The sequence below is a fragment of the Peptoclostridium sp. AF21-18 genome (genome assembly GCF_003478825.1).
Classification (GTDB): Bacteria; Bacillota; Clostridia; order Peptostreptococcales; family Peptostreptococcaceae; genus Peptacetobacter.
The window spans coordinates 106,244-131,224 of the sequence record NZ_QUGE01000005.1 but is presented as its reverse complement, the minus strand read 5'-3'; the positions used below and the strand labels follow the sequence as shown (position 1 = coordinate 131,224).

The following is a 24,981-nucleotide window of genomic DNA, read 5'->3' as shown; positions in this document are numbered from 1 at the left end:
AAAACAGGCAACTCAATATATAGGTAGATATTTGGCTAGACCAGCTATCGCTGAATATAGAATAACTAATTACGATGGGAGAAATGTGACCTACTGGTATGAGAACAAAATACCTAAAGAAAAAAGAGAAATAACTGTGGATGTATTAGAATTTATAGGTAAAATAACTCAACATATTCACCCGAAGGGTTTTAGAGTTGCAAGAAGATATGGTTTATATTCAAGGGTAAAAAATAAATTAAGCATAGAAATATTGAAATTATATAACTTTATGAAATATAGAAATATATCTAAGTTGCTAAGAAAAAAGAATTCAGTAAAGAAAAATTTTAAAGATAGATTACTAGAAACATTTGGAGTAAATCCTTATATTTGTAAAAATTGTGGGAAAGATATGATTCTATGGGAAATATGGAATTATAAATATGGATTAATATACAATGCTCTAGACAAATCAAATTATAAAAAAATAATCTACGAAGAAACTATAGAAAAAGAAATTTCTTTATATACAACAACACAAATAGAATTATTTTAAAAGTCTATTAATAAATAGGCTAGCTTTGCTATGCTCAAATATAAATAATAGTGTATAATTAACGTAATTAAAATTATTAGGAGAAAAAACATGCTAAAAGAATTAGAAGAAATGAGTAAAGGACAAAAGTTATACAATTATGAGTGTAAGTCTTGTGGATTTGAAAAAGGAGTACCAGAATTTATCTTAGAAGAATTAAGACAAGATGTGTTCTTTTCATCAGAAGCGGTAGCTTCGCTAAATGAAAAAAACATGCCAGAATTAATTTGTCCTAATTGTGGAGCTAAATTTGAATACAAAAAAACTGACAACCGTTAGGTGTCAGTTAAAGGTACTGTCATAAGAACACCTTTTAAAGGTGTTCTATGGCAGTATTTTTTTATGTGGACTTTTAGATTTAATAGAGTGTATTTTATAAAAAAAGAGATACAATTCCCCTACAAACCACAAAAAATAGAAAAACACCAACGTAAAAGTTAGTGTTTCCAATGTGTTTGAAAGATATATAATTTTATGGTACCGCTGACGGGACTTGAACCCGTACGGTTTCCCGCATGATTTTGAGTCATGTGCGTCTGCCATTCCGCCACAGCGGCAAGTTAAAAAACTATAATACATATTATAACAATTAAATATATTTCAATCAAGCATTATAACACATACAAAATCAAAAAAATATATAATTTAAAAAAGATTTATTTTTTATTAAGATATAATACTAAAAAAATTCACTCTGTTATGATAATATAATATAAGTAATGCAAAAAAGAATTGACAAGAAAAACTGAAATAAAAAATGGAAAACGGAGTGATAAATTTGAATAAAAGACTCATCATAATAGATGGAAACTCGATAATAAATAGAGCTTTTTATGCTCTTCCACAGACAATGGACAATAAAGAAGGACTTCATACAAATGCAATATATGGTTTTACAACAATGTTGTTCAAAATGATAGAAATATATGAGCCAACTCATATAAGCGTTGCATTTGATAGAAAGGCTCCTACATTTAGACATAAAGAATACAGCGAGTATAAAGCTGGAAGAAAGAAAATGCCTCAGGAACTGTTTGAACAGATGCAGCCATTAAAAGATCTACTAGATGCTTTTAAAATAGAGAGATTTGAAATAGACGGCTATGAAGCAGATGATATAATAGGTACTATATCTAAAGCTGCAGAAGAAGACGGATTTGAAGTATTTATAGTTACAGGAGATAAGGATGCTATACAGTTAGCATCTAATAAGACTACTACACTTATAACTAAAAAAGGTGTAGCAGATGTAGAAGAATATAACTATGATTCGGTAATAGAAAAATATGAAATGACTCCAACACAGTTTATAGATTTAAAAGGACTTATGGGGGATAAATCGGATAATATACCTGGTGTGCCTGGAGTAGGTGAAAAAACAGGTATAAAACTTATAAAACAGTTTGGAAGTATAGAAAACTTAGTTGAACACACAGATGAACTTAAAGGAAGTATTAAGAAAAAGATAGAAGAAAATAAAGAAGAAGCTATACACAGTAAATGGCTTGCTACTATTGTAAGAGATGTTCCAATAGAATTTGATTTAGATAAGATGATATTTGGAGACTACAAAGTAGAAGATGTTATAGAAAAATTCCAGTTCTTCAAATTTACAAGCCTTATAAAAAAGGTTATGGATATGAGCGGGGATTCTAATATGGCGGAAGATAACTCAACAGAGATAGATGTAAATTATGATGTGAATTCTTCAGAATTGATATCTATTATAAAAGAAAAGGGAGAGTTTGCATTAAAGGTAGTTTCTAAAACAGGAAATCTTTTAGAAAAGAATATAATATCTATGTATATTACATTAGATGGAGATAAAGTATTCTGTTTATCTGAAGATAAAGTAATAGACTTCAGAGAAGTTTTAGAGTCTAAGGATATAAAGAAATATGGATATAACATGAAAGAAGACTATGTGGCACTAATGCCTTATGAAATAGCCTTAAAAGGTATGTCATTTGATATAGCTATAGCAGAGTACTTAATAGACTCTACATATACTAACACAAGTGAATGTAGTGCAATAGCAATGAAATATCTTATGAAGTCTGTTAAATCTAAAGAAGAGCTACTTGGAAAAGGTGTAAAGGCTAAAAAATTTGAGGATTTAACAAGAGAAGAGCTTTCTGGATATATTTCTTCAATTCTAAATACTGTAGTAAATGCTATGCCTAATATGAAGGAAGAGATAGAAAGTACAGAAATAGAAAAATTATTCAACGATGTTGAAATGCCACTTGTAGAAGTACTTGGAAATATGGAGTATACAGGGATCAAAGTTGATAAAGAGATGCTTGCTGAGCTTGGAAAAGAGTTTACAAAGATAATATCTTCACTAGAAGAAGAAATATACGGATATGCAGGTGAAGAGTTCAATATAAACTCTCCAAAACAGCTTGGGGTAATTTTATTTGAAAAATTAGAACTACCTGTAATTAAGAAAACAAAGACAGGATACTCAACTAATGCTGAAGTTCTTGAAAAATTAAAAGATAAACATCCTATTATAGATAAAATAGGAGAATATAGACAGATAGTAAAATTAAATTCTACATATGTTGAAGGGCTTACTGCTCTTATAAACCCAATAGATGGTAGAATACACTCTACATTTAATCAGACTATAACTACAACAGGAAGAATTTCTTCTACAGAGCCAAATCTACAGAATATACCTGTAAGAATGGAAATAGGTAGAAGACTTAGAGCTGTATTTGTTTCGGATGAAGAAAAAAGACTTGTAGATGCCGATTATTCTCAGGTTGAACTTAGAGTTCTTGCGCATATGAGTGGAGATGAGCATATGATAGATGCATTTGCTCATGGGGAAGATATACATAGAAAGACTGCATCTCAGGTATTTAACGTGCCAGTAGAAGAGGTTACTCCAGAGCTTAGAAGTGCTGCAAAAGCTGTAAACTTTGGAATAATATACGGTAAAACTGATTTTGGTCTATCTGAAGACCTAAACATACCTGTACCACAGGCAAAACAGTACATAGAAAGTTATTTTGCTAAGTACGAAAAAATAAAGGAATTTATGGATAATATTATTGAAACTGCTGAAAAAGATGGATATTCTCAGACAATGTTCAATAGAAGAAGATATATTCCTGAAATAAAATCTAAAAACTTTATGGAAAGAAATAGAGGTAAAAGAGCTGCAATGAACGCACCTATACAGGGAAGTGCGGCTGATATTATAAAGATAGCGATGGTAAATGTATTTAGAAGATTAGAAAAAGAAGAGTTAAAATCAAAACTAATACTTCAGGTACACGATGAGCTTATCGTTGAAACTCCAATAGATGAACTTGAAAAAGTTGAAAAAATAGTTAGAGAAGAGATGGAAAACGCAGTAGATATGAAGGTTTCACTTACTGTAGACTTAAATACTGGCGTTTCTTGGTATGAAACAAAGTAGGTGATTATATGCTAAAGATTGGACTTACAGGAAGCATAGGTTGTGGTAAAAGTAGTCTTTCTAATATATTGAAAAAGCACAGTATACCTATAATAGATGCAGATATAAAAGGAAGAGAAATATATGAAGACAAAGAACTACTAAAGGCTATTGAAGATGCCTTTGGTAGTTCTGTAATAGATGAAGACGGTACTCTAAACAGAAAAAATCTTGGAAAAATAGTTTTTAGCGATGATAATAAGTTAGAAAAATTAAATAGTTTAACGCATCCAGCTATAAGAAAAATGATAAATGATGATCTTGATAAATATGAAAAAAGAGGAAAAAAAATGGCTGTAATCGACGCTGCACTTCTAATAGAAGCTGGTTTTGTAAGTATGCTAGATACAGTAGTAGTTGTTACATGTTCGGAAGATGTACAGTTACAGAGAGTAATACTTAGAGATAACTGCAGTGAAGATGATGCTATGGGTAGAATAAAATCACAGATGCCTCAAGAGGAAAAGGTGAAATATGCTGAATTTGTTGTAGATAATTCAGGAACATTAAATCAGTTAGAGGAAAAAGCAGAAGAGCTGATTAGAAAGCTAGAGGAAAAAATTGAAAAATAAAACCAGCTTAAAAGTGATTTTAGTTTTGATTTTATTCTCAATAATTTTTATTGGATTTAATTTTAAGTCTATTGAAGAAATGTTTTATCCAAGAAGATATAATGAGTACGTTCAAAAGTATTCAAAAGAATACAATATAGATGAATATTTAGTATATAGTGTTATAAAAGCTGAGAGTAAATTTATTCCAGATGCACAGTCTCATAAAGGAGCCAAGGGACTTATGCAAATAAGTGATACTACGGCAAAATGGGCGGAAAAGGAAATAGGAATAGATAGTAAAAAGATTTTTGAGCCTGAAACAAATATAAAGACAGGATGTTGGTATTTAGCCAGACTTTATAAGGAGTTTGGAAAGAGAGATTTAGTCATAGCAGCCTATAATGGTGGTTCAGGAAATGTAAGAAAATGGCTAGAAGATGAGGAATATAGTAAAGATGGAGTAAATCTTCATGATATTCCATTTGAAGAAACATTAAAATATGTGGATAAAGTAAATAGAAATTATGCCATGTATAAAAAAATATACTGCGGGAAGGAAGCAAATTAGATGAAAAAAACTAAGATTATTAGTATGATATTAGCCGTAGCCCTTGCAGTAGGGGGATGTTCGGCTTTTAATGGCGATAAAAAAGAAGAAAAGGCAAGCGATACAAAGAAAACATACTCAGAAAAGATACAGTTGGCAATACAGAAACCAAGTACGATAAGTCCAATTACTAATACGGATGAAAGTGTTTTAAATGTATTGAATTTAGTATATGATGGGCTTTTTGAGCTTAATAAAAACTATAATGCAATACCTAAGCTAGTAAAAAATAGTAAAATGTCATCTGATGGTAAGCAGATGGATATAGTTTTAAAGGATGCGAAATGGCATGATGGAAATCCTGTAACAGCTGATGATGTAGCTTTTACTGTTTCATCAATAAGATCTAATAAAACAAGTCCATATAATTATATGGTGCAGAATATATCTGATGTTATAGTAAATGGAGAAAAAAATCTTACTATAAAATTCAAAAATAATGCTGCATTTGCAAAGGAAAATTTAACATTCCCTATAATAAGCAAGGTTCAGTTATCTGGAAAAGACATAAATAATGTTGATGCAAATAAGGTAGGTAATGGAGTTTATAAAATTGCAAGTTATTCAGATAGAGAGGGAATATCTCTAGAAGTAAATAAAGATTACTATGGAGATATTCCAAAGAGTGCTATGAATATAAATGTAAATATTGTTCCAAATGAGGATGCTGTTGTTTCTACAGTTGAGGCATTAGAGAGCGATATGGTTAAGGCAGATTCAGATAATTTAAGCCGGTTCCAGAATAGCCGGTTTGACATTAAGTCTTATGAGGGAAGAGATTATGATGCTGTTATAATAAATCAGTCAAATCCACTTCTTGCAAATGCTAATTTTAGAAAGGTAATAGTTTCTGCAATAAATAGAACTGCGATAATAGAAAATGGATATATGGGGCATGTACATTCTGTAAATATTCCTATAAATTCTAAATCTAAATATTATGAAAGCTCTATAAAAAATATGGAATATAGCACAGAAAATGCTGAAAAATATATGAAAGAGATAAAAATTAATAAGAAGGATAAGATTAAGGAAACGCAGGTAAATGCTACAAATAAACCTAATAATAAGGTGAATTCAAGTAGTGGAAATAATAAAACAAACTCCTCTAATAAACCTAGTAGTTCTGGAAATTCTGGTGGAGCTAGCAACAATACAGGTACTTCAGATAATAGTGGATCAGATGCAAATCAAGCACCTAGTGGAGGTGATTCTGGAGCTCAGAACGGTGGAAACTCTAATGCGGGAAGTTCTTCAGGTGGAGAATCAGCAGGTAATGGAGCAACTAGAATTATAGATTCTTCTGAAGAAACTAGAAATACTGTTTATTCTACTGATGAGGATAAGAAAGAATTTGAAAAAATTGCTGATGAAAATAATGATTCTGTTATAGCTACAAATCTTGTTAGAACTGCTAATAACACTAAAGAAAATGCAAATAATCAAAATAATAATGCGGCTAATAATAATCAGAACAGCAACAATCAAAATAACAATACAACACAGAATAAAAATGATGTAGATAATAAAAAACCTAAAAAAGAAGAAAATCCTTATTACACAGAAAAAGAAATAAAAACTATGATAAATTCTATAACTTTAAAAATAATTGTAAATAGAGAAAATAGTGAAAGGGTCAAATCTGCAAATATGATATCTGAAAACTTAAAGGCTGTTGGAATTAAGTCAGAGGTTGTACTTTTAGATTCGCTTGGTATGCAGAAATCATTAGCTAATAGATCATATGATTTAGCTGTTACAGGATGGCAGATATCTAGTATCCCTAATATAACAGAAATTATGAAAGCTATATGTCCTAATGATGCAGGACTAAATGAGAGATTAGGAAAGATACAGGGGGCAACTAGCGAAGAGGATATTAAGAAAATTTATGCAGATATAGAAAAATATTGCATAGACAATGCATTATTTATAAGTATAGGTGTAAAAGATAATTATATGATTATAAATAAAAGACTAAAAACTGATTTATATATGAATGATTATGACCAGTATAGAGGTATAGAAATGGTAACTCCTTCAAAATAATTTATAAAGTTTTTGCATTATTTGGTAAAATAAGATATTCTATAAATAGGTATAAAAAATAATGGAAAATTCTTTTAAATAGATATTATATATGGGGGTGGTTTGATGAAAAAAGCAATAGCAGCGCTAGGAATAAGTGCGGTTACATTAGCGATGTCTTCTGCTGATTCTAGTGCACTTGAAACAGCTACAGTTACGGCTGATGCTCTTAATATGAGAAGCGGTCCTGGAATAAGTTATAGTAAACGGGGAGTACTTCATAAGGGTGCTAAGGTAACAGTTCTTGAAAAATCAAAAGGATGGGTTAAGATAAAAGATTCTTCAGGAAAAACAGCTTGGGTAAGTGGGCAGTACCTAAGTACTTCTGGAGGTAATTCTAGCAGCTCGTCATCTTCTGAGAGTGCAGGATATATAGCTTATGTTTCAGTAAATTCTAGCTTAAATGTTAGAAGTGAGTCTTCTACATCTGGAAGTGTAATTGCATCTTTAAAAAATGGCGAAAAAGTTCAGGTAATAGAGAAAAAGGACAATGGATGGAGCAAGATAAAAACAGAGTCTGGTAAAGTAGGATGGGCTAGTAGTAAGTATCTAGTAAATACACCAACTAACTCAGGAAATACTAGTTCTCAGGACAATTCATCATCACAGAATGATTCTGTAGCAACTTCAGGAAACGTAAAGGTAAATACATCTAGTGGCCTAAATGTAAGAAAAGGACCAGGAACAAATCATGCTATAATTGGCTCTTTAGCTGGAGGAAGTGTTGTTCAGGTAAAAGAGAAGTCTGGAGGTTGGGTAAAAGTTGTATTATCTAACGGAAGTACTGGTTGGGTAAGTGGACAGTATGTAAGCTCTACAAATGAATCTACTTCAAATTCAGGATCATCTCAGAATAATAAACCACCACAGAATAATGAATCTACAGCGGTATCAGGAAGAGTTAAAGTAACTATATCAAAAGGTCTAAATATAAGAAAAGGACCAGGAACAGGTAATTCTATAGTTGGTTCTCTAGCAGGTGGAAGTGTTGTAGAAGTTAAGGAAAAATCTAGTGGCTGGTACAAGATTAAAACAGCTAATGGTGTTGAAGGTTGGGTAAGCGGAGATTATGTTACTCCAACAGATGAACCTTTAAGCGGTGGAGCAAGTAGTAATGACACTAGTTCAGGAAATAATAACTCTAGTAATAACAATGGATCTTTTGGAAGTGGAGAAAGCTCTGCTACTGGAGATAAAATAGTTGATTATGCATACACATTATTAGGAGTTCCGTATAAATGGGGTGGAAATGGACCTTCAAGCTTTGACTGTTCTGGATATACTCAGTGGGTATACAGAAATGCAGCAGGAATTAGCATACCAAGAGTTTCAAGAGATCAGGCTCAGGCAGGTACTGCAGTAGAAAAAGGTAACTACAAAAAAGGAGATTTATTATACTTTAATACTGGAGGAAGCGGTGTAAGCCATGTCGGTATATATATAGGTGGAGATAAATTCATACACTGTAGTGGAACTCAGTCAAAACCAGGTTCAGTAAAAGTAAGCTCATTAAATGGATATTACGGAAACGTACTTTTAGGGGCTAGAAGATTTGTTTAATTGATTTTAAAAATAAATATAGTTATATAAATAAGGACATCATACAAAAAATTGTACTGATGTCTTTTTTTATGTATTTTTAGAACTTGTAGTTTTATAAAAATTATCATTTTTTGGAGTAAATACATACAAATGTGAATACGTTTGTAAAATTATTAAAAAAATGAAAGAAAATATTCGTAAAGTATAAAAAATGACGATAAAGTATGAAAACGATTGAAAAATTTTTGAATATAAATTATAATATAGAAGTTAAAAAGGTGTTGGATAAAATAAATAGCTTGAAATTTTACACTAGGCTATACTTTTTTATGATGACTTATATTTTAAAGCCTGTTTTTAGTGTGTAGTTGTATCTACATATGTATACAAGATACAATTGTTGAAAAATAGACAAATAGAATGACAAAATAAAAAAATATATAAACATATATCTTTAATTCTGCTAGGTATAGGTTTCAAATAAGAAAAAATACCTGAATTAAGGTAGATTTCTAAAGTTTGTGAGTAAAATTGGAGATATTTTTTTAACAATACTTAAGTATTTTTATTATATATAGTATACTAATATATGATAGAAAAATTGTTTATTATAGATAGGGGGTAAAATAATGAAACTCTTAACTTTTAAGGGAGGTATACATCCTCCACATGGAAAAGAGTACTCTAACAAAAAGCCAATTGAAAGAGCTGAAGCTCCTAAAGTGGTTTACATTCCTATTCAGCAGCATATAGGTGCTCCGGCAAAACCTATAGTTGAAGTAGGAGATGAAGTTAAGCTAGGCCAGAAAATAGCTGAAGCTGGTGGATTCGTTTCTGCCAACATACATTCTTCTGTATCAGGAAAAGTTATAGCTATAGAACCACATGAAATACCAAATGGTAAAGGTATGTGTATAGTTATAGAAAATGACTTTAAAGAAGAACTTCATGAAAGCGTTAAACCTCATGGCAAGTTAGAAGATCTTTCAAAAGAAGAAATAGTAGAAATAATAAAAGAGGCTGGTATAGTTGGTATGGGTGGTGCAACATTCCCAACTCACGTTAAAGTATGTCCTCCTCCAGGATCAACTGCAGAGTTCGTAATACTTAACGGTGCAGAATGTGAACCTTACTTAACAGCTGACCACAGATTAATGCTAGAACAGCCAGAAAAAGTTGTTTTAGGATGTAGAGCTTTAATGAAAGTTCTAGATGTTAAAAAAGGATTTATAGGAATTGAAGAAAACAAACCAGATGCTATAGAAGCTGTTCAGAATGTAGCAAAAGACTTCCCAGAAATAGAAGTTGTTACATTAAAAGTTAAATACCCACAGGGTGCTGAAAAACAGTTAATATATGCATGTACTGGTAGAGAAGTTCCATCAGGTGGACTTCCAATAGCTGCTGGAGCTGTTGTTGACAACGTTGGTACAGCGGCTGCTATAGCAGATGCTATAACAACAGGTATGCCTTTAGTAGAAAGAATAACTACTGTAACAGGTCCTTGTATAGCAGAACCTAAAAACTTAGTAACAAAAATAGGTACTAGAGTAAATGAAATAATAGACCAGTGTGGAGGATACAAAGAAGGTACTAACCTTGGTAAAGTTATCATGGGTGGACCAATGATGGGATTCACACAGTGGCATACAGAAATCTCAACTAATAAGGGATCTTCAGGTATACTTCTTTTAACAGAAGAAGAATCAAGAACTCCAGAAATGCAGAACTGTATAAGATGTGGTAGATGTACAGACGTATGTCCATCATTCTTACAGCCATTATTAATAAGTGCATATTCAATGAAAAATGATTTCGATAGAGCTGAAGAATTCAATGCTATGGATTGTATAGAATGTGGTTCATGTTCATTCATATGTCCAGCTAGAAGACCTCTTGTTCAGACAATAAGAACAGCTAAGAGAGAAATCGGTGCTAAGAGAAGAAAACAGCAGGCAGCACAGAAAAAATAATAAAAGTCAGGAGGAAAAACAATGGAAAATAAATTGATAGTATCATCTTCTCCTCATGTAAGAAGTAATGAAGATACATCATATATAATGAAACAGGTTATTATAGCACTTGTTCCAGCAGCACTTGCAGGTCTATTCTACTTCAGACTTAATGCTTTAAGTGCTATGTTCTTCTGTATACTTGGTACAGTGGGATCAGAACATATATTCTGTAAAATAATGAAAAAGAAAAGTACAATAGGTGATTTTTCAGCTGTTGTAACAGGTTTATTATTAGCATTCAACGTTCCAGCTTCACTTCCATGGTGGATGTGTTTATTAGGTGGAATATTTGCAATGGTAGTTGTTAAAATGGTATTCGGTGGTATAGGATGCAACTTTGTCAACCCTGCATTAGCAGCTAGAGCATTCTTATTAGCATCATTCCCAGTAGCTATGACTGCATGGACTAAAACTGGTGTTAACTTTGTATCATCAGCTAATCTTGATGCTGTATCTACAGCAACACCACTTAGTTTCTTAAAAGCTGGTCCAGCTGGTTTAGCAGATCTTGCAGCAAACAATATATCATTATCAGATATGTTCCTTGGAAATACTGGTGGATGTATAGGTGAAACTTGTGCATTACTAGTTATATTAGGTGGAGTATATCTTATATATAAAGGAATTATAAGTTATGTAATGCCAGTAGCATATATAGTAACAGTATTCGTTTTAACTTTCCTTTTAGGTGGATTTAACTTACAGTTCGCTATATATCAGTTAATGGCAGGTGGTTTAATGCTTGGAGGATTCTTCATGCTGACAGACTACGCAACATCTCCTATGACTAAAAAAGGACAGGTTATATATGCAGTTCTTGCAGGTGTAATCACTTCAGTTATAAGATTATACGGTGGATATCCAGAAGGTGTATCTTACTCAATATTACTTGTTAACTGTCTTGCTCCTTTAATAGATAAATTCGTTAAAAATAGAGTATTCGGGAAGGAGGCAAAATAATGAATAGTGCAGTAAAAGTTGGTGGAACATTATTAGTTATAAGTGCTGTAGCATCATTCCTACTAGCAGGAACTAACCAGATAACAGCTCCAGTAATAGAAGAAAGAAATATTCAGGCTAACAATGAACTTAGACAGTCTGTACTTCCAGATGCTACTGATTTCAAACAGTTAGATGCCTCTGAATTCGATGGAAAAGGAGATGGCCTTATAGTAGAAGCTTATGAAGGTCTTAACGGATCAGAAAACGTAGGTTATACTTTCAAAGCTACTCCAAGTGGATACGGTGGAGCTATAGAAGTTATAATAGGTATATCAACAGATGGAACTATAACAGGTGTTGATATAGGTTCAATGTCAGAAACAGCTGGTCTAGGTGCTAAAGCTAAAGATGAAGCATTCAATGGACAGTATGACGGAAAGAAAACAGACAAACCTCTTGAAGTAGCTAAAGGTAGTGCATCAGGAGACAATCAGATACTTGCAATATCAGGTGCAACAATATCATCAACAGCAGTTACTAATGGTGTAAATGCTGCGATAGATGTATTCAACGCATTAAATAAATAAGGAGGGTTTTAAATGAGTTTCGGTAAAGTCTTTAAAAATGGACTAATAGATGAAAACCCAACATTTGTACAGGTTATAGGTATGTGTCCTACTCTAGCTGTTACTACTTCAGCAATAAATGGTATGGGTATGGGATTATCTACTGCGGTAGTTCTTACATGTTCAAATATAGCAATATCACTTTTAAGAAAGGTAATTCCTGATAAAGTTAGAATACCATCTTTCATAGTTGTTATAGCTACATTCGTTACAATTGTTGGTATGTTATTAAAAGCGTATATACCAGTACTAGATCAAGCACTAGGTTTATATATACCACTTATAGTTGTTAACTGTATAATACTTGCTCGTGCAGAAAGTTTCGCAAGCCAGAACGGTCCTGTTGCATCAGCAGCAGATGGTCTTGGAAATGGTATAGGATTCACACTAGCTCTAACAGTAATAGGAGCAGTTAGAGAATTACTTGGAAACGGAAGCTTATTTGGATTTAGCTTATTTGGAGCACACTTTACTCCAATATTAATATTCATACTTCCTCCAGGAGCATTCTTAACTTTAGGATTCTTATTCGCAGGATTCAATAAATTAAAAAATAAAAAGGCATAATGGGGGTGTAGGTGAATGAATTTAGTACTATTATTTTTAAGTATAGTTCTTGTAAATAACGTTATAACATCTCAGTTCCTTGGTATATGTCCGTTCCTTGGGGTTTCAAAGAAAGTTGACACTGCTGTAGGTATGGGTGTTGCAGTTACATTCGTTTTAACACTTGCATCAGTTATAACTTATTTCATACAGATGTTATTAGTAAAAACTGGAACTGAATATCTTCAGACTATAGCATTTATACTTGTTATAGCATCTATAGTTCAGTTCGTTGAAATGGTAATCAAAAAAATGAGTCCATCTTTATATCAGGCTCTTGGGGTATTCCTACCTCTTATAACTACTAACTGTGCCGTTCTTGGTATAGCAATAGTTAATATAGATAAAGGATACAACCTAATAGAAACAATCATAAATGGTTGTGGTGCTGGTATAGGGTTCACTCTTGCAATAGTAATATTTGCAGGTATAAGAGAAAGATTAGAATTGTCAGATATTCCGGAAGCTTTCAAAGGTTTCCCTATAACACTAATATCAGCAGGTTTAATGTCAATCGCTTTCTTAGGATTCACAGGACTTATTAAGTTATAAAAACGGGGAGGCGAAGAATAGTGGAAATATTAAAAGCGGTAATATTATTAGGTGCGTTAGGGTTAATATTCGGTTTAATTCTTGATTTCGCATCAAAAAAATTCGCTGTTGAAGTTGACCCAAGAGAAGAAGAAATACTTGGTGTACTTCCAGGAGCAAACTGTGGTGGATGTGGATACCCAGGTTGTGGAGGATGTGCAGCAGCGATAGTAAAAGGTGAAGCAGCTATAAATGCATGTCCAGTTGGTGGAGCAGCAGTTGCAGCCAAAGTTGGAGAAATAATGGGTGTAGAAGCTGAAGCTGGCGAAAGAAAAGTAGCTCATGTAATATGTAAAGGTACTTGCGAAAAGGCAAAAGATAAATTTGAATACGATGGTGTTCAGGAATGTAGAGCAGCATCTGTTCTTAATGGCGGTGCTAAAGCATGTGCACAGGGTTGTTTAGGATTAGGAACTTGTGTTTCTGTTTGTGCATTTGATGCTATACACGTAGTAGATGGTGTAGCTGTAGTTGACGAAGAAAAATGTGTTAACTGTGGTAAATGTAGAGAAGTTTGTCCAAAAGGATTAATAGTTGAAAAACCAGCTTCTCAGGAAATAATAGTAAACTGTAACAATACTCAGAAAGGTAAAGTAGTTAAAGATAACTGCTCTGCTGGATGTATAGGTTGCGGTATATGTGAAAAGAACTGTAAATTTGATGCAGTTCACGTTGAAAACAACGTAGCTAAGATAGATCCTGAAAAATGTGTAGGATGTATGGTATGTGTTGAAAAATGTCCTACAAAAGTAATAGCAGGAGATTTAGCTAAAAGACAGAAAGTAACAATAGATAAAGATTTATGTGTTGGTTGTACAATATGTGCTAAACAGTGTAAATTTGATGCTATATCTGGTGAACTTAAAGTAGCTCACGAAATAGATCAGGATAAATGTGTAGGATGTCATTTATGTATGCAGAAATGTCCTAAAAAAGCAATCAAATTAGTATAATCAAAATAAAATTTGATATTATTGTAAATAATAGAGATGTAGAGAAAATTCTACATCTCTTTTTTTATCTTTGTTATACAAAAATTTTTTACAAATAGTATTTAAAGATGCTCATTGAAAACTTAATAAAATCTTTATTCTCTCTTTGCCATTTTGCTGATAAAATTTTAGGATTAATTTAGGTTTAAATGTTATCCTAATGAGGAAATTAATAAATTTTATATATGCAATTAAAATTCAAATTAGCATAGTATAATATCCTATATATAAGTAAAAACAATAGTGTAACTAAAAAGGAAGGACATATATATTGAAATTTTTATGATATAATGATAGACTAGATAAGTACGCAAACAGTGCAATAAAGAGGTGATATAGTGAAAATTGTACTAGCATCGGGATCACCGAGAAGAAAAGAAATTCTAGAGAATATGAATCTAAAATTTGATATAATTAAAAGTGAGATAGAGGAAACAACTATAGAAAATGAAAGTCCAAAAGATTTAGTTAAAAGACTTTCTTATGAAAAAGCTTATGATATTGCTAGCAAAAATTTAGACAGTATAGTAATAGGCGCTGACACTGTAGTTGTTTTAGATAATAATGTACTTGGAAAACCTAAAGACGAAGATGAAGCGTTTAATATGCTAAAACAGATGTCTGGAAAAGAACACGATGTTATAACAGGTGTAAGTATATTATGCTTAGATTTGAAGAAAGAAATATGTGATTATTGTGTAAGTAAAGTAAAGTTTAAAAATCTATCTGATGAAGAAATATATTCATATATAAAGACTGGAGAATGTATGGATAAGGCTGGAGCCTATGGAATACAGGGATTAGGTGGTCTTTTAGTTGAATATATAAAAGGTGATTATTTCAATATAGTCGGATTTCCGATATCTTCTGCGGCTGAAATATTGAAAAATGATTTCAATATAGATATATTTAAATTAAACGAAGGTAGATTTGCTTAATTTGAATTAGAAATGATGAGCTTTGAAATGTTGAAGAGGATATATGGAAAATATAAAATATAGCGTAAAGGATGAATTTCCTAGAGAAAAGATGCTTAAAGACGGTGTAGAAAGTCTTTCTAATGTAGAACTAATAGCAGTTTTGTTGAGAACTGGAAGTAAGAATAAAACAGTAACGGAACTTGCTGACGAGCTATTAAAAGTAGACCATGAGGGGATTAGATTTCTGAAAAGTGCTTCAATAGAAGAACTATGTGAAATTGAAGGAATTGGTATATCAAAGGCAACTTTGATTAAAGCAGCTTTGGAATTAGGTGTTAGAGTGGCTGAATCTGAGGTTGTTAGATACCAAGTTAAAAATCCTTGGGACATATACAAATATTATATGGAATCTATGAGGTATTTAAAGGAAGAGATATTCAAGACTGTACTTTTGAATACTAAAAATGAGATTATAACAGATATAGATGTATCTCATGGTACTTTGAATTCTTCATTAGTACATCCAAGAGAGGTCTTTAAGCAAGCTATTAAAAAAAGCGCAAATAAGATTATTCTTATTCACAATCATCCATCTGGAAATGTAGAACCTTCAAATGAAGATATGCATATAACAGATAGGCTAATTGAATGTGGAAAAATAATAGGAATAGAGGTCATCGACCATATAATAATTGGCGATGGAATATATTATAGTTTTAAAGAAAGCAGAAAAATGTAATTAAGAAAGTTACTAACAATAGTTATACTTTAAAGGATTGGAAGGAGAAGTAAAATGGCAAAGAAAGAAAAAAGAGGATTCTTTGGTGGATTCCAGAAAATGACAAAAGATATGGGGATAGATTTAGGTACTGCTAATACACTTGTTTACATAAAAGGGCAGGGAATAGTATTAAGAGAACCATCTGTTGTAGCTGTAAGAGATGACAGTAGAGAAGTTTTAGCTGTAGGTGAAGAAGCTAAAAGAATGATAGGTAGAACACCAGGTAACATAGTAGCTATAAGACCTATGAAAGATGGGGTTATAGCTGACTTTGATGTCACTCAGTCTATGATCAGATACTTTATAGAAAAAGCATCTGATAATAAAAGTGTAGCGAGCCCAAGAATAGCAATATGTGTACCATTTGGTGTTACAGAAGTTGAAAGAAGAGCTATAGAAGATGCAGCTAGACAGGCTGGAGCTAGTGATGCATTCTTAATAGAAGAACCTATGGCTGCGGCAATAGGTGCTGGACTTAAAGTTGAAGAACCAGAAGGAAACATGGTAGTAGATATCGGCGGTGGTACTTCTGAAATCGCTGTTATATCATTAGGTGGAATAGTTGCCGCTAAATCTATAAGAATAGGTGGGGACGAATTTGACGACGCTATAATAGCTTACGTTAAAAAAGAATACAACCTTATGATAGGTGAAAGAACTGCAGAAAACATAAAAATAAATATAGGATCAACATTTAAAGATGATCAGGAAAAAGAAATGGAAATAAGAGGTAGAGACCTTATATCAGGACTACCAAAAACTATAACAATATCATCTACAGAAGTTAGAGAAGCATTAAAAGAACCAGTAAATGCTATAGTAGATGGAATTAAATCAACACTTGAAAAAACTCCACCAGAATTAGCATCAGATATAATGGAAAATGGAATAATGCTTACTGGTGGTGGAGCGCTACTTAGAGGATTTGATAAACTTATAGCTTCAGAAACAGGAATGAAGGTAGAAATAGCAGAATCACCTCTTGATTGTGTTGCTCTAGGAACAGGAAAAACTGTAGAAGATGAAGTTATATTTGAAAAAGTTTTAATGATGAACGCTGGAAAATAAAGTTGGTGATTTAGTTGAAATTTGACAAATTTAAAAAGAAAAAAATAAATTCTAAAGTGGTAGCAACTGTAGTGGTTGCTATCACTTTAATTGGAATTGTGAGTATATCGGTGATAAAACACTCAGGAACATCACCGTTCTCTGTAGGAATTGTATCTGATGGGGCAGCAGCTACTGCATCTCCTATAGATTCAGCAATGGAGTTTGTTAAACAGGGAGCATCTGATTTAATGAATTTCAAGAAAAATAGTAATAAAATGAGAGAGCTAGAAAAAGAAAACGAAGAGTTAAAGGCTAAGGTTATAGATTTAAACTCTAAATCAGCTAAACTAGAATCTCTTGAGGATTTAAAAAAGAGCTTAAACTATGTGAGTACAGACAGAATGAAGAGCATAGTATCAGGTTCTGTTATAGAAAAAAATGATGGGAACTGGTATGAATCATTTGTACTTAATGTAGGTAAAAATGATGGTGTAGAAAAAAATAGTATAGTAATAAATGGAAAAGGTTTAGTAGGTATAGTTTATGAAGTTTCTGGAAACAGTTGTAAGGCTATTTCTATGTTAGATAGTAAGTCTGCAGTTAGTTTTAAGATAGTAAACAATACAGCAGCTAAAGGTGTTATAAGTACTAGTACATCAGCTGGAAAAGAAAAGGCATATGAAGCCAACGGATATTTAAATGGATATATGTTTGACTCAGATTATGAAGTTGTACAGGGTGATATAATTGTTACATCTGGAATGGGTCTATATCCAGAGGATATTCCTATAGGAGAAGTAGAAAAAGTTATAGATGATAAGAATAAATCTTTAAAATCTGTTGTTATAAAACCATATGTTAACTTTAAAGATGTAAATGATGTAATGATTATAAAACCTAGAAATATAGGATAAGGAGATTGTGTTATGAAGAGAATAATACTTTTTATTACAGGAGTTCTTCTTATAATTCTTGAAAATAGTATTATAAATTATATCGATATATTTGGTGTTACATTTAGCGTGCTTTTACCATTTTTAGTTATGGCATCTCTTCATATGGATGAGGAAGAAGCTGGTGTAATAGGATTATTATTAGGTTTTATAGTTGATATGACTGTTGGAGGAATTTTAGGATTTAATGCGCTTGTATATGCTACTGTATGCGCTGTTATAGCTCATTATAGAAAAAATTTCTATGCAGAAAGTACTAGTATGAGAATGGCATTAATAGCAGCTGCGACAGTTTTTCAATCGTTATTAATGATAATCATATCGCTAATTGCATATCAGACAGATGGAATATTGATAATGATTCTAAAAGGATTTATAATACTACCTCTTTTAAATGTGCTTGTAGGATTTATAATCTATAAGTTATTTGGAAGATCTATTATGAAACTTATGAAAGAATAGTTGGTGATTTTATGGAAGAAAAGAAAAATATACCTAGGCTAGATACGATAAAGAAAATAGTACTAGTTGTCTTTGCCGTAATATTAGCTAAAATACTATATCTTACTACTGTAAAGTATCAGCATTATACAGAGCTTGCACAGAGTAAAACATATAAAAATCTTACTATAGAAGCACCAAGAGGTGAAATAAGAGATAGATATGGAAGACTTCTTGCAGGAAATAAAAACCAATTTGCAGTTAAAATATCAGGTGATAGTTTAAACAAACAGGATAAGGACAAAGATTCTAGGGATAGTTCTAATAAAATAGCATTGAACCTTATAAATCTTCTAGAAAAAAATGGAGAAGAGTATGTAGATGAATTTCCTATATATGTAGAAAATGGGAAATATTTCTACACATATGATAAAGAGGTAAATGACTATAAAAAAGAAAATAATATTCCTTTAAAATACAACGCAAAGCAAACATTCTATAAGATAGTAGATGACTTAATTGCAAGTGGAACTCTAGATTCTAAAGATAGAGATTTAGATCCTGTAGATTTACAGGCTAAATTAAATGAAAAAGGATATTATCCACCTATACTTGTTAGTAAATGGCTATTTACAGCGCAAAGAGATAAGTATGACTGGTTAGAGTCTTATGATATAGAAAAAACAGATACGGCTAGAGAAGCTTTTTTAAAGCTTAGAAATAGTGAAAAGCTAGGTATAGATAAAAATCTTAGCGATGCCGATGCTAGAAAGATTATGCTTGTAAAAGATTTGATAAAATCACAGGGATATTCTCAGTATAGCCCAGTTACAGTAGCTAAGAATATAAAAGAAAATACAATAGCTCAAATAGAAGAAAACTCTATAAATCTACCAGGTGTAACGGTTGATTCACAGCCGGTAAGATACTATCCTAATAAGGAATTAGCATCTCATGTTCTTGGATATCTAGGTAAAATACCTTCAGTAAAGGTTGATGAATATCTAGAAAAAGGATATAACAAGGATGATATGGTAGGTTTATCAGGTATAGAAAAATATTATGAAGAACAATTAAATGGTGAAGATGGATACAAACAGGTCCAGGTCGATGCATTTGGACGTATAAGTGGCGAAATAGATTCTAAGGAACCAGTATCTGGAGATACTGTATATCTAAGCTTTGATTTAGAACTTCAGAAGGTTGCTCAGGATGCACTTAAACAAGTTGTTACAAAAGCACAGTCAGGAGCTACACTTAAGAGTAAGCTTGGAGATGTAAGTGCTTCAGCTGTTCCAAAAGCTAAATCTGGAGCAATAATAGCTATCGATGTAAAAACAGGTGATACATTAGCTATGGCAAGTTATCCAGATTTTGATCCTAATAAATTTGCAAATGGAATTAGTGAAGAAGATTATAAGGCACTACAGCCAGAAAATCAGAATGATACACTAGCTCCAAATGCACTTATAAACTTAGCAACACATGGTGCATTCCAGCCAGGTTCTGCATTTAAAATGGTAACAGGTATGGCAGCACTAGAAAGTGGATTAGAGCCAAACTACACAATAAATGACCCAGGGGTTATAAAATTTGGAGCTAAGACATTTGGGGACTACGTTTGGAACCACGGTCGTGGAAATCATGGACGGACAAACCTATATAAAGCAATACAAGAATCTTGTAATATTTACTTCTTTACATTAGGTACTGGTAAAAACTGGATGCTTAATAAAGATTTAGGTATAGATATGGGAGCTGAAAAAATATTAAAATATGCCAAATTATTTGGTTTTGATAAAAAAGTTGGACTTGATGATGAAATTGGTGAAAGTGAAGGTAAAGTACCTAATACTGAAGATAAATTAAAATCAGTTCAGAGTATGTTAAGATCAGATATAGATAAAAAAATGGCTAATGATTTTACAGACATAACTAGAGCTAAAAACAGAGAAGAATATGAAAAGAGAATTGATGAAATAGTTAGTTGGGCAGCAGAAAATGAAACTCCAGGCAGAGTAGAAGCTATGAAGAGATTAAAAGAGATAAAAGTAAAAGAAGACAAAGTAGAGGAAATAGCAGATTTAATCGTATATAGTTATTTCAACTCAGCAAAATGGGGAACAGGGGATACATTCAACCTTAGTATAGGACAGGGGGAAAATGCATATACTCCTGCACAGGTAGCTAGATATGTTGCAGCAATAGCAAATGGAGGTTACCTAGTAGATATTTCTGTTGTTGATAAAATAGTATCTAGTGACTATAGCTCAGTAACTATAGATGAAAATAATAATAAAGAAAAAATAGATTTTAAAAACCCTGAGTTGCTAAAAGAATTAACTAAGGGTATGAAATTAGTTGCTACAAAAGGTACAGGGGCTAAGGTAATGTCAAGTTTCCCAATACCAGTTGCAGCTAAAACTGGATCAGCGGAAATGACAGGTAAGATTCCTACAGCAAATGAGTATCAGTATTTAAAATCTCATGCATCTTCTTACGGTGTCGATATTAAACAGGCTGAAAAATTAGCAAATCAGTTAAAAGCTAAAAAAGAAAAAGAATTATCTGAAGCTAAGAAAAAAGAATTACAGGCCAAGCTAAAAGATAAATCTCTTACAGATGAAGAAAGAGAAGATATAGAAAAACAACTTGCTGGAAAAATAGAAGTAAAACTTGAAGATACTGATAAAATTAACGCACAATATTTAAGAAAAGCTATGAAAGAATTAAAACCAGATTTAACTGATGAACAGATAGACAGATTTAAAGATGATTACGGAACATTTACATGGAGTGTTGCATTTGCTCCAGCAGATGATCCAGAAATAGCTGTTGTATGCGTTATACCTCAGGGAGATAGTAGTATTTATTCTATGTTCCCAGTGAGAGAAGTTCTTGGACAGTATTTTGGTCTTTTAAGCGATAACGGTCAGCTAACAGAAGAACAAAAGAAAAATATGACGAAAGAACAAGAACAGCGGTATCAAGAGAAAAAACAGCAGGAAGAATCTGAAAAACAGGTAAACTATGGTGTAAAACCAATAAATTAATTTCCAGATTAAGAATGCATATTTTGGAGGATGGATTGTTTTGAAGAATTCCGAATATGAAAAAATAGAGTTTAAGGGAAGTAAAGAAGGGATAATAATTGATTTAAATGATGAAAGAGATTTTGATACTATCGCAGATGTGATAGTATCAAAAATCGAATCATCTAAATCATTTTTTAATGGAGCTAGAATTTACAAGATTGAGTCTGAGTTTTTAGGTGATGATTATAAGGAAAAATTGAAAAAACTTATAACTTCTAAGTTTAATATAGATTTTTATAAACCTGAAGATAAAAAAATAGAAGGAAAAACCACTATAAAAGACGAAATTAATAAAGTAGACGAAATTAATAATATTGAATGTGAAATAAAAGTATTAGAAGATGAAGATTCTAGCGAGGATAAATGTTCTGAAAAAGAAATAGTTGTTTCAGAAGAAGAATCAGATAAGGATTATTCGACAAGATATATTTCTAGAATGAGATCGGGGGATTTTATAGAATCTGATGGAAATATAGTTGTTATGTCTGATATGAACTCTGGTTCAAAGGTAGTTTCTGGAAAAGATGTACTTATCATGGGTGATATGTGTGTTGGAGCAAAAGCGGTGGCAGTAGGAAATGTTGTTGTATTTGGAAATCTTTTTGGATTTGTTCATGCGGGTGCAGATGGAGATAAAAACTCATATATAGCCGCAAAGAATCTTAGACCAACGATACTTCAGATAGCAGATATAATTGCTGAAGCACCAGAAGATACTGATTCATCTGAGTTAGTTGATGAAAATACTGATGGTGTGGAATCTGAAATAGCTTTTATTTCAGAAAACCAGATAATAATTGAAACACAAATAGGCAAATAAAATATGTAGAGGTGAATAAAATGGGAGAAGTAATAGTTATAACTTCAGGTAAGGGTGGAGTTGGAAAAACAACAACAGTTGCAAATGTAGGGACTGCACTAAGTCTTAGGGGTAAAAAAACAGTGGTTTTAGATGCAGATATCGGTCTTAGAAATCTAGATGTTGTAATGGGACTTGAAAACAGAATAGTTTACGACATAGTAGACGTTGTAGAAGGTGTTTGTAAATTAAAACAGGCTTTAATAAAAGATAAAAGATTTGAAAATCTATACTTAATTCCAGCAGCACAGACTAGAGATAAAAATGCAGTATCTCCAGAACAGATGAAAGAACTATGTGATCAGCTTAGAGAAAGCTTTGATTATGTACTGATAGATTGTCCAGCGGGTATTGAAAGAGGATTCAAAAACGCAATTGCAGGGGCAGATAGAGCTATAGTAATAACAAACCCAGAAGTATCTGCTGTTAGAGATGCTGATAGAATAATTGGATTACTTGAAGCAAATGAAATAACAGATGTAAAACTAGCTATAAATAGAGTTAGATATGACATGGTAGAGCGTGGAGATATGATGGGTAAGGAAGATATAGTTGAAATACTACGGATAGAATTATTAGGTATAATTCCTGATGATGAAGCTGTAATAGTTTCTACAAATAAAGGTGAAGCGGCTATAATGGATCCAAAATCAAAAGCAGGTCAGGCTTATAAAAATATAGCTGCAAGAATAATGGGAGAAGAAGTACCTCTATTAGATTTAAGAGTAGAAGAAACCTTCCTTCAGAAATTAAAAAGAGTTTTTTCGAAATAGGTAAGTAGGGGGGAGTAATAAATGTTCGATATATTTAAAAGTTTCTCAAATGATAAAAAATCAAGCAAAAATATAGCTAAAGAAAGATTAAAGCTTGTATTAGTTCATGATAGAGTAGACTGTTCTCCAGAGCTTATAGAATTAATACAGCGGGATATAATAGAGGTTATATCTAAATATGCTGAAATAGACAAAGACGGACTTGAAATAAAAATGTCTAAATGTAGAGGTGAAGACACTGATAAGCCAGTATCTGCACTTGTAGCAAATATACCTTTAAAAGCATTAAAGGGGAGAAAATAAATAATCAGGTCTTAGTTTAAGTCATAAGCTTAAATTAAAAGGACGGTGATTTTTTGGTAAATTACAAATCGAGTTTAAAGTTAATTAAACAGTTAGACTGGAAATTAATTGCTATAGTTCTGACTATATTTGGATTTGGATTAGTTATACTTAGTAGTGCAACTCATCTAAATACAAATTCAACTAAGGCATTATTCCAGTTAGGAAAGCAGTGTGCAGCTTTTGGACTTGGTGCAATGGTGATAGGTATAATATTACTATTTGACTATACTCTTATAGGTAAACACTATAAAGAGTTATATCTTATAAGTCTTATACTTCTTGCAGTAGTCCTTATACCAGGAATAGGAGCTGAAAGAGGAGGAGCTAGATCATGGTTAAACCTTGGTCCTTTAGACCTTCAGACTTCGGAAATAGTAAAATTAACGTTTATATTGAGTTATGCAAAAATAGTTGAATCTAAAAGAGATAGACTTAGAACCATAAAGGATATAATGCCGTTAATTATATACGCTTTACCATTCTTAGGTCTATTACTTGCTCAGCCAGACCTTGGTACAGCATTAGTTTTCATGTGTATAATTGCAGCAATGGTATTCACTGCTGGATTAGACGGTAAAATTATAAAAAGAGCGATTATTATAGTAGTCGCTTTAATGCCTATTATGTATATGCTTATGGCAGACCATCAGAAACAGAGAATAGAAGCATTCTTACATCCTGAGGATATAACTTTAAAAGGTAACTATCAGGTAATGCAGTCGCTTATAGCTATAGGCTCAGGTGGTGTAACTGGTAAAGGACTTTATCAGGGAAGTCAGAACCAGGAAGATTTCTTACCTGTACAGGACTCTGACTTTATATTCGCTGTTGTTGGTGAAGAACTTGGTGTCATAGGGATGGTATTTTTAATAGGTTTATATATAGCCTTTATATTTAGGCTAATATATGCAGCACAACAAGCGAGGGACTTCTATGGAACGTTAATTGTAATTGGTGTTCTAGGAATGTTTGGTTATCAGATTATCCAGAATATAGGTATGACAGTTGCAGTTATACCAGTAACAGGGGTAACACTTCCATTTGTCAGTTATGGAGGAAGTTCTATGCTGACATCTATGGCAAACCTTGGACTTGTTATGAATGTATATATGAGAAGAAAGAAAATTAACTTTGGTTAAAAATAAATAAAAA

At 32.2% G+C, this 24,981-nt stretch carries 23 protein-coding genes and 1 tRNA gene; 23 read left to right on the top strand and 1 reads right to left on the bottom strand.

Features of this window, described 5'->3' with window-relative positions; genetic code table 11:
- Together DWX74_RS04305 and DWX74_RS04300 are read left to right on the top strand one after the other, a co-directional pair.
- The coding region (locus DWX74_RS04305; RefSeq protein ID WP_199647548.1) for a transposase at positions 1-538 on the top strand (538 nt) is incomplete at its 5' end.
- 90 nt (positions 539-628) lie between these two features.
- Positions 629-856, top strand: a complete 228-nt coding sequence (locus DWX74_RS04300; RefSeq protein WP_118548865.1) for a hypothetical protein — start codon at positions 629-631, stop codon at positions 854-856.
- A 196-nt stretch (positions 857-1,052) separates the two neighbouring features.
- Here DWX74_RS04300 and DWX74_RS04295 read toward each other — a convergent pair.
- Positions 1,053-1,134, bottom strand: a tRNA-Leu gene (locus DWX74_RS04295).
- Between the two features lie 221 nt (positions 1,135-1,355).
- Between DWX74_RS04295 and polA the strand changes: the two genes are divergently transcribed.
- From polA to rodA, 21 genes are all read left to right on the top strand, one after another.
- On the top strand, positions 1,356-4,010 hold the full coding sequence (gene polA, locus DWX74_RS04290; RefSeq protein ID WP_286164192.1) for a DNA polymerase I: 2,655 nt from the start codon (positions 1,356-1,358) through the stop codon (positions 4,008-4,010).
- A gap of 8 nt (positions 4,011-4,018) precedes the next feature.
- Positions 4,019-4,621, top strand: a complete 603-nt coding sequence (gene coaE / locus DWX74_RS04285; RefSeq protein WP_118548863.1) for a dephospho-CoA kinase — start codon at positions 4,019-4,021, stop codon at positions 4,619-4,621.
- Positions 4,611-5,171, top strand: a complete 561-nt coding sequence (locus DWX74_RS04280) for a lytic transglycosylase domain-containing protein (RefSeq protein ID WP_118548862.1) — start codon at positions 4,611-4,613, stop codon at positions 5,169-5,171. Before coaE ends, DWX74_RS04280 begins: the two co-directional genes overlap by 11 nt.
- Positions 5,172-7,259 (top strand): ABC transporter substrate-binding protein, encoded by a 2,088-nt coding sequence (locus tag DWX74_RS04275; protein WP_118548861.1) that lies wholly within the window; start codon positions 5,172-5,174, stop codon positions 7,257-7,259.
- Positions 7,260-7,364: 105 nt separating this feature from the next.
- Positions 7,365-8,858 carry a C40 family peptidase gene (locus tag DWX74_RS04270; RefSeq protein ID WP_118548860.1) on the top strand — a complete coding sequence of 498 codons (1,494 nt, stop codon included), beginning with the start codon at positions 7,365-7,367 and terminating at the stop codon, positions 8,856-8,858.
- A gap of 611 nt (positions 8,859-9,469) precedes the next feature.
- Positions 9,470-10,813 carry an electron transport complex subunit RsxC gene (rsxC, locus tag DWX74_RS04265; RefSeq protein WP_118548859.1) on the top strand — a complete coding sequence of 448 codons (1,344 nt, stop codon included), beginning with the start codon at positions 9,470-9,472 and terminating at the stop codon, positions 10,811-10,813.
- A 21-nt stretch (positions 10,814-10,834) separates the two neighbouring features.
- Positions 10,835-11,815: an RnfABCDGE type electron transport complex subunit D gene (locus DWX74_RS04260; RefSeq protein ID WP_118548858.1), complete on the top strand. Its 981-nt coding sequence runs from the start codon at positions 10,835-10,837 to the stop codon at positions 11,813-11,815.
- Positions 11,815-12,384: an RnfABCDGE type electron transport complex subunit G gene (locus DWX74_RS04255; protein ID WP_118548857.1), complete on the top strand. Its 570-nt coding sequence runs from the start codon at positions 11,815-11,817 to the stop codon at positions 12,382-12,384. Before DWX74_RS04260 ends, DWX74_RS04255 begins: the two co-directional genes overlap by 1 nt.
- 12 nt (positions 12,385-12,396) lie before the next feature.
- A complete protein-coding gene (gene rsxE, locus DWX74_RS04250; protein WP_006440816.1) occupies positions 12,397-12,990 on the top strand; it encodes an electron transport complex subunit RsxE in 594 nt (197 codons plus the stop codon).
- A gap of 15 nt (positions 12,991-13,005) precedes the next feature.
- A complete protein-coding gene (rsxA, locus tag DWX74_RS04245; protein WP_006440817.1) occupies positions 13,006-13,581 on the top strand; it encodes an electron transport complex subunit RsxA in 576 nt (191 codons plus the stop codon).
- Between the two features lie 20 nt (positions 13,582-13,601).
- Positions 13,602-14,573, top strand: coding sequence for an RnfABCDGE type electron transport complex subunit B (locus DWX74_RS04240; protein ID WP_118548856.1), 972 nt, complete (start codon positions 13,602-13,604; stop codon positions 14,571-14,573).
- A 377-nt stretch (positions 14,574-14,950) separates the two neighbouring features.
- A complete protein-coding gene (locus tag DWX74_RS04235; RefSeq protein WP_118548855.1) occupies positions 14,951-15,550 on the top strand; it encodes a Maf family protein in 600 nt (199 codons plus the stop codon).
- A gap of 43 nt (positions 15,551-15,593) precedes the next feature.
- Complete coding sequence (gene radC / locus DWX74_RS04230; protein WP_118548854.1) at positions 15,594-16,271, top strand: RadC family protein; 678 nt, start codon at positions 15,594-15,596, stop codon at positions 16,269-16,271.
- 54 nt (positions 16,272-16,325) lie between these two features.
- Positions 16,326-17,381 (top strand): rod shape-determining protein, encoded by a 1,056-nt coding sequence (locus DWX74_RS04225; protein ID WP_118548853.1) that lies wholly within the window; start codon positions 16,326-16,328, stop codon positions 17,379-17,381.
- 14 nt (positions 17,382-17,395) lie between these two features.
- Positions 17,396-18,277: a rod shape-determining protein MreC gene (mreC, locus tag DWX74_RS04220; RefSeq protein WP_118548852.1), complete on the top strand. Its 882-nt coding sequence runs from the start codon at positions 17,396-17,398 to the stop codon at positions 18,275-18,277.
- Positions 18,278-18,289: 12 nt separating this feature from the next.
- Positions 18,290-18,778, top strand: coding sequence for a rod shape-determining protein MreD (mreD, locus tag DWX74_RS04215; RefSeq protein ID WP_243411989.1), 489 nt, complete (start codon positions 18,290-18,292; stop codon positions 18,776-18,778).
- Positions 18,779-18,789: 11 nt separating this feature from the next.
- Positions 18,790-21,810, top strand: a complete 3,021-nt coding sequence (locus tag DWX74_RS04210) for a penicillin-binding transpeptidase domain-containing protein (protein WP_118548851.1) — start codon at positions 18,790-18,792, stop codon at positions 21,808-21,810.
- Between the two features lie 40 nt (positions 21,811-21,850).
- The gene (locus DWX74_RS04205) at positions 21,851-22,672 is read left to right on the top strand and encodes a septum site-determining protein MinC (RefSeq protein WP_118548850.1); all 822 of its coding nucleotides are present in this window, start codon (positions 21,851-21,853) and stop codon (positions 22,670-22,672) included.
- Between the two features lie 20 nt (positions 22,673-22,692).
- Positions 22,693-23,484 carry a septum site-determining protein MinD gene (minD, locus tag DWX74_RS04200; RefSeq protein ID WP_118548849.1) on the top strand — a complete coding sequence of 264 codons (792 nt, stop codon included), beginning with the start codon at positions 22,693-22,695 and terminating at the stop codon, positions 23,482-23,484.
- Positions 23,485-23,505: 21 nt separating this feature from the next.
- Complete coding sequence (minE, locus tag DWX74_RS04195; RefSeq protein WP_006440827.1) at positions 23,506-23,787, top strand: cell division topological specificity factor MinE; 282 nt, start codon at positions 23,506-23,508, stop codon at positions 23,785-23,787.
- 53 nt (positions 23,788-23,840) lie between these two features.
- Positions 23,841-24,968, top strand: coding sequence for a rod shape-determining protein RodA (gene rodA / locus DWX74_RS04190; RefSeq protein ID WP_118548848.1), 1,128 nt, complete (start codon positions 23,841-23,843; stop codon positions 24,966-24,968).
- The last annotated feature ends 13 nt before the right edge of the window (positions 24,969-24,981 follow it).